This is a genomic window from Salinimicrobium marinum, from assembly GCF_014651535.1.
Classification (GTDB): domain Bacteria; phylum Bacteroidota; class Bacteroidia; order Flavobacteriales; family Flavobacteriaceae; genus Salinimicrobium; species Salinimicrobium marinum.
This window is the reverse complement of record NZ_BMXB01000005.1, coordinates 32,288-47,451: the sequence shown is the minus strand read 5'-3', so window position 1 is coordinate 47,451 and position 15,164 is coordinate 32,288. Positions and strand designations below refer to the sequence as shown.

Here is a 15,164-nt window from a genome sequence, read left to right as displayed (position 1 = left end):
TGTTTGAATCCGTTCAGCAAATGGAGGAGAAAGAAGAAAAGATGATCGATAAAAAATAATTAGAAATCGAAGGTGTAGAGACCTCACAGGTCTACGAGACCTGTGAGGTCTAATCAATAACTATTGTCCCTTCTTATACGCCTCTTCGTAAGGAGACCAGATTTCATAAATAGGATCACCTTTTGAACTTTTTCCGCTGTGGTACCATTCTCCGTCTTTTACTTCATATTCGAATTCCAGGTTGGCTCCTACACGACTGTCGTCTCTTGAAAAGAATTCAATGTTTTCGGTGTATTTTCCATTTTCAGCAGAATAGGTACCGCCGCCTGTACCGCTGAATTCCTTAGTTTCAGAATTAAATGCCACCCACTGAAACCTTCCGCCTCCAAGGATTTTTATAGTTCTTCTTGCTCCCGGGGTGCTGTGGCGGATTTCTCCATCCCGCATTCTTCCCGTGATTACCCAGTTTCCATTTAGATCATCATCTCTTTCAGAAATTCTTTCCCACACTTCAGAATACTCGTCATTCCAAATCTTTAGTTTATCTCCCTGTACGCCAAATTCAAACTGACTTGTCTTACCAATTTTTTCAGGTTTTTCAGTATTGAAATCCTGAGTTTCCTGGTAAAATGATTCGTTCAGTGAATATTCTCCGCCAGCTGCTTTTACAAATGCATCTGTAGCTTTTTCTTTTGTTCCGTAAGCGAAGTATCCATCCTGGTAAATACGTACTGTTTCTTCATCTGTTACCCATTGTCCCTCTTTTTCAATAAGTTTCCATGAGCCTTCGATATCCTGAGCAGAAATGATTCCGAAGAAAAATAAAAAGCCGAGTAAAAATAACTTTTTCATAATCAGTGGTTTAATAGGTGATTAAAAATAGTAAATTTTAAAAATAGAAAGCCTTACAAATTATGATATCTGCAAGGCTTATAAAATTTTGTTGTGTATTGAACCTATTCTTCCTCTTCCCCATACGTATCATATTCGGGGTACAGGAAATTGTTATACGGAAACCTTGTGATGTGGATCTCACGAACGGCTTCATATACTTTCCTTCTGAATTCTTCCATATTCTCCTTGTTGAGGGCCGAAATGAAAAGCACATTGTCTCCCAGCCTGTTCATCCATGTATTTCTCCAGTCGTCCAGAGTATAATGGGATTCGGTTCTTTCGGTCATCAGATCGTCTTCTTCAATTTGTTCAGCAACATAATTGTCGATCTTATTGAATACCATTAAAGTTGGTTTGTCTGCTCCTTTAATTTCAGAAAGCGTCTGATTCACGGAAGCTATATGTTCTTCAAAGTTGGGGTGAGAGATGTCCACCACGTGCAGGAGTAAATCGGCTTCTCTTACTTCATCTAAGGTAGATTTAAAAGACTCTACCAGTTGGGTCGGTAATTTCCTAATGAATCCTACGGTATCGGTTAACAGGAAAGGTAAATTGCGAATTACAACTTTTCTTACTGTGGTATCGAGTGTGGCAAAAAGCTTGTTTTCGGCGAAAACTTTACTTTTGCTAATCACATTCATTAAGGTGGATTTTCCCACGTTGGTGTAACCTACAAGGGCAACCCGCACTAATTGTCCTCGGTTTCCGCGCTGTACCTCCATCTGTTTATCGATGGTTTCCAGTTTCTTTTTAAGAAGTGCTATTTTATCCCGAACAATCCGGCGGTCAGTTTCAATTTCTGTTTCTCCGGGCCCACGCATTCCAATCCCACCACGCTGTCTTTCAAGGTGAGTCCACATTCCCGCAAGTCTGGGGAGTAAATATTGGTATTGCGCCAGTTCTACTTGTGTGCGGGCATAGCTGGTCTGTGCCCTTTGGGCAAAAATATCTAGAATTAAATTAGTTCTGTCGAGTACTTTGCACTGAAGGATCTTTTCAATGTTCTTTTGTTGTGCAGGAGAAAGTTCGTCATCAAAAATGGCAGTTCCAATTTCGTTTTCAGAGACATACAACCGAACTTCTTCCATTTTCCCTGTTCCAATAAAAGTCTTGGGATTGGGCATGTCAAGTTTTTGTGAAAACCTCTTTTGTACCTCGCCACCGGCAGTATAAGTGAGGAATTCCAGCTCATCCAGATATTCCTTTAGTTTTTCTTCATCCTGTTCCCTGGAAACGATTCCTATTAAAACAACCTTCTCATATTCTAAATTGTTCTTTTCTAGCATAGAATGTTTTGCTTTTACTACAAAGTTACATAAATGATTGCTATTAATTTCGTCGAGAAGAGCAGCCTTTAATATTAAATTTAATATTCAAATATGCCGCAAATATTTAAAAGTTCTCTTTACCGAAACTTTAAATTTTTGGAAGGATTAAATTAGTAATAATATCTTTCAGGAAGAATGAACAAACCTGTGATTACTATTATTCTATAATTATTCGTGGAATTAGTTGCTTTCGAGAAATATCAATATTTCCTGAAATTTGCCGCGAATGCACGAATGTTCTTTTTCTACAAATTCCGAAAAGAAAATTCTAAGGCAAAGGAATGGGTTCGTTTGCATCTAATCCTCACGGAAGGAAGCAAATAATAAATGATTATCCGTGAATTTGTGGTTTTCATTCAACAAGAGAAAAGGAAAGTTACAAGGGGTAACCTGATTAAAATTCAATGTTGAAACCTAAACCAAATACTTCCCTTATCTGAAAAGCACCCACGGCATTATCATCATAGATTGCCTGAAATATAAGGTTAGTGGTTAGGAAGCTGTTGACCCCCATTTCAAGGTTAAGAAGATAATCAAGGTCTACATTATCGGCATTTTCGAGATAATTGGAATACAGACTCAGTGTGTTTTCCATAACAACATTCTCAATAATTTCGAATTTTCCATATCCTGTGAGGGATGCACCCCATTCAAATCGTGTGGATTCTCCTTTGGAAATCCCAAAATACCTTCCGTCCTCATAATTTTCACTGCTTGTAAATCGCGCATCTACAAAAATAAATCTGGCAGTGGAAGGGGCGATATTGAAAAAGAAATCTTCATTCTTTTTCCACATAATCCCAGGTCCGAACTGGAGGTAAGCAGGGGAAAGAAAAGTGGTGAATTCGGTTCTGGATTCTTCCCCGGTGTCGGGGTTATTGGCGTATTGATAGCCTTTGTCGATCTGAGTTCTAAAGTTGGTGAAAAAGGAATAAAACCAGTATGATTCTTTCAGCTGTTTTCCAACAGTAGAATTAATTTCGAGTCGGTCGCTGGTTTTCCGGAAGTAATCGCTGGCTTCAGTACGTGTGAGTCCGTAGTTGGCAAGGATCTTTGTGCCCCAGGTGATATCATCTTTCCGGTAATTGAAATCGTAGTCTAAAGTTGCATTTCCGGCAATACTGGAAGTTCCGCCGCCGGTCCATTCTTTATTAAATGCCGACTGATTAAAAAGGATCTGAAATTTACCTTCTGAAGACCATTCTCTCGTTTCTTCATCTTCCTCCGCATCTTCCTGAGCCTGACCCGAATAAATTCCGAAGAAAAGAATTGCAGAAATAACCCACTTGTACATATACCCGTTTATTTTTTAAAGAGTGGAACAGAAGAACAGGCTTCCCCGTACATAAGGCTTCGCGCCACAGGCTGTAATTTTTCAATAAGCTGTATGTAAGCATTTTGCGGCACAGGTTTGTTGGAGCAGCCTTTAACAATAACTGGTTTGTCCTTATATTCAGATACATCAAGCTTATCAATAACCTCTGCGTATAAAATACTGTTTAAGGTTTCCAGGTCTCCTACCACTACTTTTTTTGAATATGGAGATAGATAAGTGGTAAGAAGCATATATGCCCAACCTGGAATAATGGCATCTGTTGAACAATGTAAGGCAACAAATTTATCCTGATAAATTGACCAGTCATGATGTTTTGCTGCTTCCCGGAAATCTTTCTCCCGCAGCACAAATCCTTCCAGCAACCAGTCTTTGATATCAAAAAGAACTCTTTCCCCCTTTGGATAATGATCTTCCAGGTCAAAGGTTATCAACTTGCTATTCGCAATTCTGTTTACTATTTCTGCTGACATAATTTTTCCTTTTTTTCGGCTATTTTTACCACAAATCCCCAAATAAAAATTCAGAATTCGGAGTTTATACAATGTAAACCCTGTCTCCTGAATTTTTGCAAAATCTTGTGAAGTGTAATTTACAATTACAACATTCCGAGTTCCAGTTTGGCTTCTTCGCTCATAAGCTCCTGCGTCCATGGCGGGTCAAAAGTAATCTCCACCTCTGCGTCTTTGACCTCATCAAGTGACTTTACTCTTTCTTCAACTTCCTGTGGTAAAGATTCTGCTACCGGACAGTTTGGGGTAGTAAGCGTCATTAATATTTTAACCTCATCATCTTCATTGACCATAACGTCATAGATAAGGCCCAATTCGTATATATCTACCGGAATTTCGGGATCATAAATGGTCTTTAATACCCTTACAATTTTCTCTCCTAATTCCTCTGAGTTCTCTGCGTGTTCCATCTTAATTCAATTGTGTTTGGTATGCTACAGCATACATTTTTAGCTGCTTGATCATACTCACCAATCCGTTGGCACGGGTGGGCGAAAGGTGTTCTTTTAATCCAATTTCATCAATGAATTGGGTATCTGCATCAATAATATCCTTCGGGTGTTGGTTTGAAAAAGATCTTATCAACACGGCAATGATACCCTTGGTGATAATGGCATCACTATCTGCAGTGAAGATCAATTTTTCGTTCTTCATTTCAGCATGTACCCAAACCTTACTTTGACAACCCATAATGAGATTATCTTCAGTTTTATATTTTTCGTCAATTAGTGGAAGAGATTTTCCCAATTCGATCATATGCTCATAACGTTGCATCCAATCATCGAAAAGTGCAAATTCATCTACAATTTCTTCCTGTATCTCTTTTATATTGTTACTCACTTTAATTCGATTTAGTTAACGTAATTAGAGGTCTGTTCCCTTCGGAAAAGAAGGTGAATTCATCTCCTGTACGAATAAATTTTGTAGCTTCTTCAAAGGATTCCAGTATTCGCTGTTCGGTTTTCATTTTACCTTCGCAGTATTTCCTGGTACTTATAGGCGTAGTGAAATTCACATCCCTGCCTTCCTGATAGAAATTAGCCGAAAACTGATTGCAGCCGGTATTTCCCGAAATGATATTACCAATAGGATTAAAACTGAAAACGATCTCTTCGGAAAAAGAATTCCCGCGTAATCCTGTTAATTGATATTCCCCGTCCAGAACTTCATCTGAAACAGTATCTGCGGTATTAGCACAGGATACTGAAAATATTACCGCCAAAATGAACAGGAGAGCTCTCATATCAATTAAGATAACATGGTTTTTGCCTTTTTCACTGCTTCTACAAAGGTATCTATTTCTTCTTTAGTATTATAGAATGCAAAAGAAGCTCTTACTGTTCCCGGGATTTTATAGTAATCCATAATAGGCTGGGCGCAGTGATGCCCTGTTCGGACCGCAATTCCCAGTTTATCTACAATGGTGCCTATGTCATAGGGATGAATTTCGCCAATATTAAAAGAGATCACGGCCGTTTTCTCTTTTGAAATTCCGTAAATTCTTAGATCTTGAATTTCCAGTAATTTTTCTGTGGCATACTCCAGTAATTCATGTTCGTATGCCGCAATTTTTTCAAAACCAATATTGTTCAGGTAATCCAATGCTGCTCCAAAAGCAATTCCGCCGCAAATATTGGGGGTTCCGGCTTCAAATTTATGTGGCAGACCTGCATAGGTGGTTTTTTCAAAAGTCACTGTTGCGATCATTTCACCACCACCCTGATATGGAGGAAGTTTTTCCAGCCATTCTTCTTTTCCATATAGTATCCCAACTCCTGTAGGACCACACATTTTATGTCCTGAAACGACGTAGAAATCTACATCCAGTTCCTGTACATCTGCTTTTATATGAGGGGCAGCCTGTGCTCCATCAAGCAGAACAGCTGCTCCTTTAGTATGTGCTTTCTGAATGATTTCTCTCACCGGATTTATAGTTCCCAATGCATTGGAAACGTGGTTTAAAAATACAAGCTTTGTTTTTTCTGAAAGTAATTCTTCAAATTGATCCATTTGCAACATCCCGTTGTCATTCATGGGAATAACTTTCATCACTGCTCCGGTGCGTTCGCATAGCATTTGCCAGGGAACGATGTTGGAATGATGCTCCAGTGCAGAAACCAGAATTTCATCACCTTTGGAAAGTAATGAACCAAAACCATGTGCTACAAGATTAATGGCGTGTGTGGTTCCTGAAGTAAATATGATCTCATGACTTTTTTCAGCGTTGAAATGTTGCTGAACTTTTTGCCTCGCACCTTCATAAGCATCTGTTGCCTCCTGTGACAATGTGTGAACACCTCTGTGGATATTTGCATTATAACCTGTGTAATAATCTGAAATGGCATCAATTACCTGCTGAGGTGTTTGAGAGGTTGCTGCATTGTCAAAATACACCAGCGGATATCCGTTCACCTTGCGGGAAAGAATAGGAAAATCCTTCCGGATAGATTCGACGTCAAAAATATTTTTTTCAGCAGCAATTTTCATTTCAGAAGTAAATTAAGAGATGTTGGAACTTCGGTTATTAGAGATTGAATCCGATGCTTACGCCCAGTTTATTGGCGATGATCTTATTGATTTTTCTTTTAATTTCCGGAATCTTTACACTTTCCAGTACATTATTGGCAAAAGCATACATTAACAATGCACGTGCTTCTTTCGCCGGAATTCCACGGGAACGTAAATAAAACAACGCATCTTCGTCAAGCTGACCAATGGTACAACCATGACTACATTTTACATCATCTGCAAAGATCTCCAGTTGGGGCTTTGAGTTAATGGTGGCTTTATCGTCTAACAAAATGTTATTGTTGGATTGAAAAGCGTTGGTTTTTTGTGCTTTTTTATCTACCAGTATTTTACCGTTAAAGACCCCTGTGGAGTTTTCTCCGAAGACACCTTTGTAATCCTGATGACTTTCACAGTTAGGCTCCTGGTGATGAACCAATGTATTGTGATCTACATGTTGGTTTCCTTCTATCACCGTAATTCCCTTTAAAGTAGAATCTATGCGTTCTCCTTTTTGATAGAAGTTAAGATTGTTCCTTGTAATGTTTCCGCCAAAGGAAAATGTATGAACAGAGCAAAAGCTTTCACGGTGCTGTTCAATAAAAGTGTTATCTACCATAGAAGCAGATTTTCTGTCATTCTGGATCTTATAATAGTCCACAACTGCACGTTTATCAGCAAAGATCTCTGTCACTGAATTTGTCAATACCGGATTATCAGAAAGGCTTTGATGACGTTCAATGATCTGAACATGGGAATTTTCACCCACCACGATCAAATTTCGGGGTTGTACAAGCAAAGCAGCTTCATTTCCGGTAGAGAAATTCACCACTTGTATAGGCTTGTCGGCCATCGTGTTCTTCGGAATATTAATGTAGGCTCCTTCCCTTGAAAAAGCTGTGTTCAGGGAAGTTAGGCTTTCTTTTGGTGCTACTTTGTTAAAATAATTGTCTATTACCGCCTTATACTTTGGACTGTTCATAGCCGAAGACATAAGACATGCATCTATTTTTTCATGAGTGGTAGCCGAAAGGTGAGAAGAATAAATCCCGTCAACAAACACAATTTTATAAGTGTCGATGTCGTCGATAAAATATTTCTCAACATCCCGATAATCAATCGCATCCTCCTTTTTAGGGAAAACAGTGTAATCGTGCTTTAAAATTTTATTTAAAGAAGTGTATTTCCATGCTTCCTGCTTTTTAGAGGGAAAACCCAAATCATCAAAATCTTTAATGGCACGACTTCGTATATCATGCACTTCAGAATGCATATTCACCTGCTCTTCAAAAGCTAGAAAAGAGGATAATAATTTATCTTTTAATTCCATATCAATATCAAATTGTCCTTTTCCGTTAACCGGAAAATATATTTTGTAAGCTTCTTTATGTTCAGTTTTTGCAACTGAGTCTATGAGGCGCTCACTTCTTCTTTCAGCCAGTCGTAACCTTTTACTTCAAGCTCTTTTGCAAGCTCTTTGGTTCCGGATTTTACGATCTTTCCGTCCACCATTACGTGTACAAAATCCGGAATGATATAATCCAGTAATCTTTGGTAGTGAGTGATCACTAAGGTAGCATTGTCTGGCCGTCTCAGTTTGTTCACTCCGTTTGCAACGATTCTAAGAGCATCAATATCCAGTCCGGAATCTGTTTCATCAAGAATAGCTAATTTCGGCTCAAGCATCGCCATCTGGAAGATCTCATTTCTTTTCTTCTCCCCACCGGAAAATCCTTCATTGAGAGAACGGGATAAAAACTTACGGTCGATCTCAAGAAGTTCAGATTTGTCTCTAATCAACTTAAGCATTTCATTGGCCGGCATATCTTGCATGCCCTTTGCTTTTCTGTTGGCATTGATCACAGCTCTCATAAAGTTTGTTACAGACACTCCGGGAATTTCAACAGGATACTGGAACGAAAGGAAAACTCCTTTGTGTGCTCTTTCTTCCGCATCAAATTCTGTAAGATCTTCTCCTTCAAAGTTAATCTCCCCACGCGTCACTTCATATTCCTCTTTTCCTGCAATCACAGATGAAAGGGTACTTTTTCCCGATCCATTGGGCCCCATGATAGCGTGAATCTCTCCCGGATTAATTTCCAGGTTAATACCTTTTAATATTTTAAGGCCTTCTACTTTAGCGTGTAAATTCTTTATTTTAAGCATAATTTCTATTGAATATTTCCTGTTCTCCAGGTATTTCCTAAATTTTATTCTTCAAAAGCTTCTTTTTCTGAAGCCGGTTTACTTTCCGGTAATTCCAGTACTTCCCTAATTTCTATAGTTTCATTCCAACCCCTGGTACTACTGTTCTTCAGGATTTTGGCTTTCACTTTTACGGGTACCATATCAAAACTTTCATTTTTGAATGGTTTTACCTTTTCGGCAAGATTCAGAGAAACAGAATCTATAGCCACCCCATAAATGAAACTTTCTCCTTTAAGTATTGCTTCATTTGAAAGGAATATGAATTGCCCTTCCAGGGTAGGGATGCTGTCTGCAACAGCCTCTGGTTCCATGCTTTCCATTTCATCATCACCCGAATCTCCACAAGCGGAAAACAGGAACAAACAAAGTAGTAATGCTAAAACCTTCTCTTTCATACTTATTATCCTACAGATCCTTCCAGGGAAATCTCCAGAAGCTTTTGTGCTTCCACTGCAAATTCCATTGGAAGTTTATTTAAAACTTCTTTACTAAATCCATTTACAATAAGTGCAATGGCTTTTTCGGTGTCAATTCCACGCTGGTTACAGTAAAATATCTGGTCTTCACCAATTTTACTGGTGGTCGCTTCGTGTTCTATCTTAGCCGTTTTATTCTTTGCTTCTATATAAGGAAAAGTATGAGCGCCACATTCATTACCCATTAACAGAGAGTCACACTGCGAGAAATTTCTTGCATTTTCTGCCTTGCTGTTAATTTGTACGAGTCCGCGATAGCTGTTTTGCGATTTTCCGGCGGATATTCCTTTGGAGATGATGGTACTTTTTGTGTTTTTTCCAATATGGATCATTTTAGTACCGGTATCTGCCTGTTGATAATTGTTGGTAAGTGCAATGGAATAAAATTCCCCAACAGAATTATCGCCTTTTAAGATACAGCTAGGATATTTCCATGTAACGGCCGATCCTGTTTCTACCTGAGTCCAGGAAATTTTTGCATTTTTCTCGCAAATCCCTCTTTTTGTCACGAAATTGTAAACTCCGCCTTTTCCTTCTTTGTTCCCGGGGAACCAGTTTTGTACAGTGGAATATTTGATCTCTGCATTATCTAACGATATCAATTCCACAACTGCAGCATGCAGTTGATTTTCATCCCGTGATGGCGCAGTACAACCTTCAAGGTAGCTAACATAACTTCCTTCATCTGCAATTACCAGCGTACGTTCAAACTGGCCTGTACCAGCCTGATTAATTCTGAAATAGGTAGAAAGTTCCATTGGACAGCGTACTCCCTTTGGAATATAACAAAAGGAACCGTCACTAAATACTGCTGCATTTAGGGCAGCATAAAAATTATCTCTCTGAGGAACTACAGTCCCCAAATATTTCTTGACCAGTTCGGGATGCTCCTGAATTGCTTCTGAAATTGAACAGAATATAATTCCTTTTTCTGCCAGTGTTTTTTTGAAAGTTGTGGTTACGGAAACCGAATCCATTACAATATCCACGGCCACCCCGGCTAGTTTTTTCTGCTCATCAAGAGAAATTCCAAGTTTCTTGAACGTATCCAGCAATTCCGGATCTACTTCATCCAGGCTGTCGTATTTAGGCTTCTTATTGGGAGCCGAATAATAAGAAATATTCTGAAAATTAGGTTTTTCGTAATGTACGTTTGCCCAATCTGGTTCCTTCATTTTCTCCCACGCGCGATATGCTTCCAAACGCCAGTTGGTCATCCATTCCGGTTCGTTTTTCTTTTTGGATATCGCACGAACAATATCTTCATTCAAGCCCACAGGAAAGGTATCAGATTCTATATCGGTATAAAATCCGTACTTGTATTCTTCTTGCTGGTCGAGCTCTTTTTTTAAGTCGTCTTCAGTATATGCCATATTCTTGGTTTAAAGTTCAAGGTTCAAAGATTTTTCCCGAACCTGAAAGCTTAGATTTACTTTTCTGATGATAATTGTAAAGCCAATTATCACATACTCAGTATTATTTTAATGGATTAAAGTGAAAAACTTTCTCCGCATCCGCAGGTTCTCTGGGCGTTCGGATTGTTAAAAACAAACCCTTTTCCGTTCAAGCCTCCCGAATATTCCAGCGTAGTGCCGGCAAGATATAAAACACTCTTTCTGTCAATTACTATCTTTATATCATTATCCTGGATAAGTTTGTCACCTTCAGCCTGACTTTTGTCAAACTTTAATTCATAGGAAAGGCCCGAGCAGCCTCCACTCTTAACTCCAACGCGTACAAAATCCTGTATCGCATCGTAGCCGTCTTCTGTCATTAATGCCGCGATTTTCTTTTTCGCGCCTTCGCTTACCTTTATCATAGCTTATAAAGATTAAATCTAAATTGTCTGCAAATATACTACAATCTGTAGGTTTTACCATAGTGAAATCCATTAGAAAAAGGAATAAGACTATCATTCTTCGCTATTCCCTGTATTCCACGCAGATCTGCTTAAAAATTTGTAAACTTGCTGATTCTTAAATAGTTTGGTTAAGGTTCTAATCCTGGTCAAACTTTCTAAATACTTCTTTATCCAAATTAGTGCCGTAATACCTTGTTTTGAAATTTTATCCTTTAATTTTGCAGTTCAAAACAATCAGGATATGTTCGAGAATAGTGGAGAAAACAAAACAAGCCTTTCAGAATTAGGAGAATTTGGTTTAATAGATCATCTAACGCAACATTTTAAGATCATTCATTCTACAACGATCAAAGGAATTGGGGATGACGCTGCTGTTATCGATTTTAAAGAGGAAAAGGCAGTTGTTACTACAGACTTGCTTGTGGAGGGTGTACATTTCGATCTTGCTTATATGCCTTTAAAGCACCTGGGGTATAAATCTGTGATGGTAAACCTTTCAGATGTGTATGCAATGAATGCAAAGCCAAAACAAATTACTGTTTCTATAGCAGTTTCCAGCAGGTTTCCGCTGGAAGCGCTGGAAGAGCTTTATTCCGGAATCGAACTTGCTGCCAAATTATATAAAATTGATGTGGTTGGTGGTGACACCACCTCTTCTACTTCCGGATTGTTAATCAGCATCACTGCTTTGGGTGGGGCAAACGAACAAGATATTGTCTACAGGAGCGGAGCAAAACCGAACGACCTGTTGGTAGTGACCGGAGATCTTGGTGCTGCTTACATGGGGCTTCAGGTACTGGAACGGGAAAATGAGGTTTTTAAAGTAAACCCACGTTCACAACCCGATCTTGAACCGTATTCTTACCTGGTGGAAAGACAGTTGAAGCCTGAAGCAAGGCAGGATATTCCGCCGTTGCTGAAAGCGCTGGAGCTGAAACCAACTTCTATGATCGACATTAGCGACGGACTTTCTTCTGAAATTATTCATTTGTGTAAAAGTTCTAAAGTAGGTGCAAATCTTTTTGAGGAGAAAATTCCCTTAGATCCTGCAGTAATTTCAGTATGTGAGGAATTTGAGATCGATAGTACCACCATTGCTTTAAGCGGAGGAGAGGATTATGAACTTTTGTTTACCATAGATCAGGGGGATTATGAAAAGATCAAAGGGAATCCCAATTTCACGGTTATTGGGCATATGACTGAAGAAAATGAGGGAATGCACCTGGTGACCCGTGCAAATCAAAAAATTCCGTTGATTGCAAGAGGCTGGAATGCATTAGGGAAAGAAGAGGAATAATTTAGACTCTAAAGTAGTTTTCGAAGGATAGGAAAGCCTGAAATGATATTCTGCTTCATGCTTAAAAGATATTTTTCCATTGCTTTTTTGGGCCTTGGACTGCCGGACAAACCTCTTTGTAATGTAGATTTCGATCAGCTGAAGGAACTTTTATGAAGCGGAAGTTTATCTGTGAAAATCGTATTAAGAGGCTTTTGGATATGCTCTTATCCTTCTTCTGCGATCATGTATCTTCGCCAGGAACGCGTTGGTTTCCTTAAATTTTGGAGTTAATTTCTCCAGAAGTCCGTTGGCAGTATTGGTTACTTCTTCTCCGCAATACCTGCATTTGTATTCTTTAATGTGATCTGTAATCACATTGGACACCCGGTAATTATGACCGAAAACTGAGCAGAAGATCCGGGTGACCGAAAAAGAATGGGGGGCTTTTTCGTAATTCACTTGTTAAGTGTTAAGGGTTTCCCGTAAACATACTAAAAAAAAGTTAAAACACGACAAAAGTGGTTTTTTATTCGATGAAATACATTATTCTAAGAAATTCCTCCTTGTTTTCCATGCTTGTAAGATGACCTCCCGGAAATGAATAAAATTTACATCCGGTTTTTTCTGCTAAAGTTTTGATGTCGTTGTGGTTCAGGATAGGATCCTGTTCTCCTGCAAGAATGAATTTCTCACCTTTAAACCTGGCTAAAACAGAAATCCGGTCTTTGCGAATCTTCATTCCTTCCAGGGCAGCGGTAATTCCTTCTGTGGGGAATTGCAGGGCTTCAGTCTTTATTGCTTTCAATTCAGATTGAAACATCTGGTGGCTTTCGGGAGTGAGTAAGTTGGAAATGGCCATATTGACAAATCCTTCTTTATTTCGCTGCACCAGGTCTATCGCTCTTTCTCTGTTCTCTTTTCGTTCTTCGGAATCTGCTGCGGGGGTGGAATTAAGCAGTACGATTTTTCCTACCATCTCCGGATACTTTTCCAGAAAAGCTAATGAAACATAGCCTCCCATTGAATGCCCAATGAAATCAACTTTTTCCAGTTTCAGTTCCTGGAGAACATGATGAACGGCTTCTTCCATTTCTTCCATGGTGTGGTTTTTTCCTATAACCCCGGATTTTCCGTGGCCGGGAAGATCGATGGTGATCATTTGACGGTTTCCGGAGTAGTCATTTAAAAGATCTTCCCAGATATTTCCAGATTCCAGGAATCCATGCAGGAGAACTACCGGGTTGCCGGTTCTTCGGCTGGTATAGAAGATGTTGGTGTTTTTGTATTTCATTGAATTTTTTCTAAAATTTAATCAATATACAGAAAAGCCGCAAGTCATTGAAGGTTGACTTGCGGCTTTTAAAATATTTTTTCAGGAGTGAGATTATTTAGAATTCATAATTTCTTCTATTTCCTCTGCCTCAATAGGAATGTTTCTCATAAGGTTAAACGGATCTCCTTTAGACTGGATCACAACATCGTCCTCAAGCCTAATTCCAAAACCTTCATCGGGTAAATAAATTCCCGGCTCCACCGTAAATACCTGGTTTGCTTTCATGGGTTCATGCAGCAACCCGTAATCGTGGGTGTCAAGACCAATGTGGTGAGAGGTACCGTGCATAAAATATTTTTTATAAGCCGGCCATTCAGGATCCTCATTCTGAACATCCGCTTTATCCAGAAGTCCTAGTCCCAGCAATTCCGAAGTCATTAATTTTCCTACTTCCACGTGATAATCTGCCCAGATTGTTCCCGGAACCAGCATTTTTGTGGCGTCATTTTTTACGCGGTTCACGGCATTGTAAACTTCTTTCTGTCTCTTAGTGTATTTACCTGAAACAGGAATTGTTCTGGAGAGGTCACTGGCGTAATTAGCGTATTCTGCCCCGGTATCCAAAAGGATTAGTTCTCCTTCTTTACACTGCTGGTTATTCTCAATGTAGTGCAGTACATTAGCATTGCTTCCACTGGCGATAATAGGGGTGTAGGCGAATCCGCGGGAACGGTTTCTAATCATTTCATGCCAGTATTCGGCTTCGATCTCAAATTCCCAGACTCCGGGTTTTACAAATCGAAGTACCCGGCGAAAAGCTTTTTCTGTAATATCACAGGCGGTCTGCATTAAATCCAGCTCAATAGGGTCTTTGACAGATCTAAGGCGCTGCAGGATAGGGTTGCTTTTTTCTACCTTGTGTGCAGGGTAATTTTCTTTGCACCACTTCACAAATCTTGCTTCCCTGGTCTCCGTTTCAATATTTGCACGGTAATGCTCGTTGGTGTTGAAGTAAACGGTTTCTGCCTGAGTCATCACTTCAAAAAATACCTTTTTGAAATCTTTTAGCCAGTACACATTTTTGATCCCTGAAACTTCAAGCGCTTTTTCTTTAGTAAGTTTTTCTCCTTCCCAAACCGCAATATGTTCATTGGTTTCAGTAAGAAAAAGCATTTCTCGATGTTTTTCTGAAGGCGCATCGGGGAACATCACTAAGATGCTGGTTTCCTGATCTACCCCGCTCAGGTAAAAAAGATCTCTCGCCTGCTGAAACGGCATAGTGCTGTCTGCTCCAATCGGGTAAATGTCATTGGAATTGAAAACCGCTAAACTTTTTGGCTTCATGTTGGCCATAAAATTCTTGCGGTTCTTTATGAATAAATCCCGATCTATTTGATGATATTTCATGTTTGCATTTTTATGTTGTGCCACAAATTTAAATATAATTAAGTGAAGGATGTGGGTGACGGCCGGAAACTTCTGTATTTGAAAA

The 15,164-nt window shown here is 39.3% G+C and carries 17 protein-coding genes; 1 reads left to right on the top strand and 16 read right to left on the bottom strand.

Annotated elements, in window-relative coordinates; genetic code table 11:
- Positions 1–120 precede the first annotated feature (120 nt).
- The 13 genes from IE056_RS08555 to IE056_RS08495 all read right to left on the bottom strand — a co-directional run bounded on the left by IE056_RS08555 (position 121) and on the right by IE056_RS08495 (position 11,078).
- A complete protein-coding gene (locus tag IE056_RS08555) occupies positions 121–852 on the bottom strand; it encodes a hypothetical protein (RefSeq protein ID WP_189604294.1) in 732 nt (243 codons plus the stop codon).
- 104 nt (positions 853–956) lie between these two features.
- Positions 957–2,180 (bottom strand): GTPase HflX, encoded by a 1,224-nt coding sequence (gene hflX / locus IE056_RS08550; protein WP_189604293.1) that lies wholly within the window; start codon positions 2,178–2,180, stop codon positions 957–959.
- 436 nt (positions 2,181–2,616) lie between these two features.
- Positions 2,617–3,516, bottom strand: a complete 900-nt coding sequence (locus IE056_RS08545) for a DUF3078 domain-containing protein (protein ID WP_189604292.1) — start codon at positions 3,514–3,516, stop codon at positions 2,617–2,619.
- Between the two features lie 8 nt (positions 3,517–3,524).
- Positions 3,525–4,028 carry a DUF2480 family protein gene (locus IE056_RS08540; RefSeq protein ID WP_189604291.1) on the bottom strand — a complete coding sequence of 168 codons (504 nt, stop codon included), beginning with the start codon at positions 4,026–4,028 and terminating at the stop codon, positions 3,525–3,527.
- Between the two features lie 125 nt (positions 4,029–4,153).
- A complete protein-coding gene (locus IE056_RS08535) occupies positions 4,154–4,477 on the bottom strand; it encodes an SUF system Fe-S cluster assembly protein (protein ID WP_189604290.1) in 324 nt (107 codons plus the stop codon).
- 1 nt (position 4,478) lies between these two features.
- Positions 4,479–4,907, bottom strand: a complete 429-nt coding sequence (locus tag IE056_RS08530) for a SufE family protein (protein ID WP_189604289.1) — start codon at positions 4,905–4,907, stop codon at positions 4,479–4,481.
- Between the two features lies 1 nt (position 4,908).
- The gene (locus IE056_RS08525) at positions 4,909–5,310 is read right to left on the bottom strand and encodes an META domain-containing protein (RefSeq protein ID WP_189604288.1); all 402 of its coding nucleotides are present in this window, start codon (positions 5,308–5,310) and stop codon (positions 4,909–4,911) included.
- Positions 5,311–5,315: 5 nt separating this feature from the next.
- On the bottom strand, positions 5,316–6,554 hold the full coding sequence (locus tag IE056_RS08520; protein WP_189604287.1) for an aminotransferase class V-fold PLP-dependent enzyme: 1,239 nt from the start codon (positions 6,552–6,554) through the stop codon (positions 5,316–5,318).
- Between the two features lie 37 nt (positions 6,555–6,591).
- Positions 6,592–7,905 (bottom strand): Fe-S cluster assembly protein SufD, encoded by a 1,314-nt coding sequence (gene sufD / locus IE056_RS08515; protein WP_189604286.1) that lies wholly within the window; start codon positions 7,903–7,905, stop codon positions 6,592–6,594.
- Positions 7,906–7,985: 80 nt separating this feature from the next.
- Positions 7,986–8,741, bottom strand: a complete 756-nt coding sequence (gene sufC / locus IE056_RS08510) for a Fe-S cluster assembly ATPase SufC (protein ID WP_189604285.1) — start codon at positions 8,739–8,741, stop codon at positions 7,986–7,988.
- Positions 8,742–8,785: 44 nt separating this feature from the next.
- Positions 8,786–9,178 (bottom strand): hypothetical protein, encoded by a 393-nt coding sequence (locus IE056_RS08505; RefSeq protein WP_189604284.1) that lies wholly within the window; start codon positions 9,176–9,178, stop codon positions 8,786–8,788.
- Positions 9,179–9,183: 5 nt separating this feature from the next.
- A complete protein-coding gene (gene sufB, locus IE056_RS08500) occupies positions 9,184–10,632 on the bottom strand; it encodes a Fe-S cluster assembly protein SufB (RefSeq protein WP_189604283.1) in 1,449 nt (482 codons plus the stop codon).
- 116 nt (positions 10,633–10,748) lie between these two features.
- A complete protein-coding gene (locus tag IE056_RS08495) occupies positions 10,749–11,078 on the bottom strand; it encodes a HesB/IscA family protein (protein WP_189604282.1) in 330 nt (109 codons plus the stop codon).
- Between the two features lie 283 nt (positions 11,079–11,361).
- Here IE056_RS08495 and thiL point away from each other — a divergent pair, with 283 nt between their 5' ends.
- On the top strand, positions 11,362–12,417 hold the full coding sequence (gene thiL / locus IE056_RS08490; RefSeq protein ID WP_189604281.1) for a thiamine-phosphate kinase: 1,056 nt from the start codon (positions 11,362–11,364) through the stop codon (positions 12,415–12,417).
- A gap of 183 nt (positions 12,418–12,600) precedes the next feature.
- Here thiL and IE056_RS08485 read toward each other — a convergent pair whose 3' ends face one another.
- The 3 genes from IE056_RS08485 to IE056_RS08475 all read right to left on the bottom strand — a co-directional run bounded on the left by IE056_RS08485 (position 12,601) and on the right by IE056_RS08475 (position 15,079).
- On the bottom strand, positions 12,601–12,858 hold the full coding sequence (locus IE056_RS08485; protein ID WP_189604280.1) for a DUF1660 family phage protein: 258 nt from the start codon (positions 12,856–12,858) through the stop codon (positions 12,601–12,603).
- 67 nt (positions 12,859–12,925) lie between these two features.
- Positions 12,926–13,690 carry an alpha/beta fold hydrolase gene (locus tag IE056_RS08480; RefSeq protein WP_189604279.1) on the bottom strand — a complete coding sequence of 255 codons (765 nt, stop codon included), beginning with the start codon at positions 13,688–13,690 and terminating at the stop codon, positions 12,926–12,928.
- A gap of 93 nt (positions 13,691–13,783) precedes the next feature.
- Complete coding sequence (locus IE056_RS08475) at positions 13,784–15,079, bottom strand: aminopeptidase P family protein (RefSeq protein ID WP_189604278.1); 1,296 nt, start codon at positions 15,077–15,079, stop codon at positions 13,784–13,786.
- Positions 15,080–15,164 lie beyond the last annotated feature (85 nt).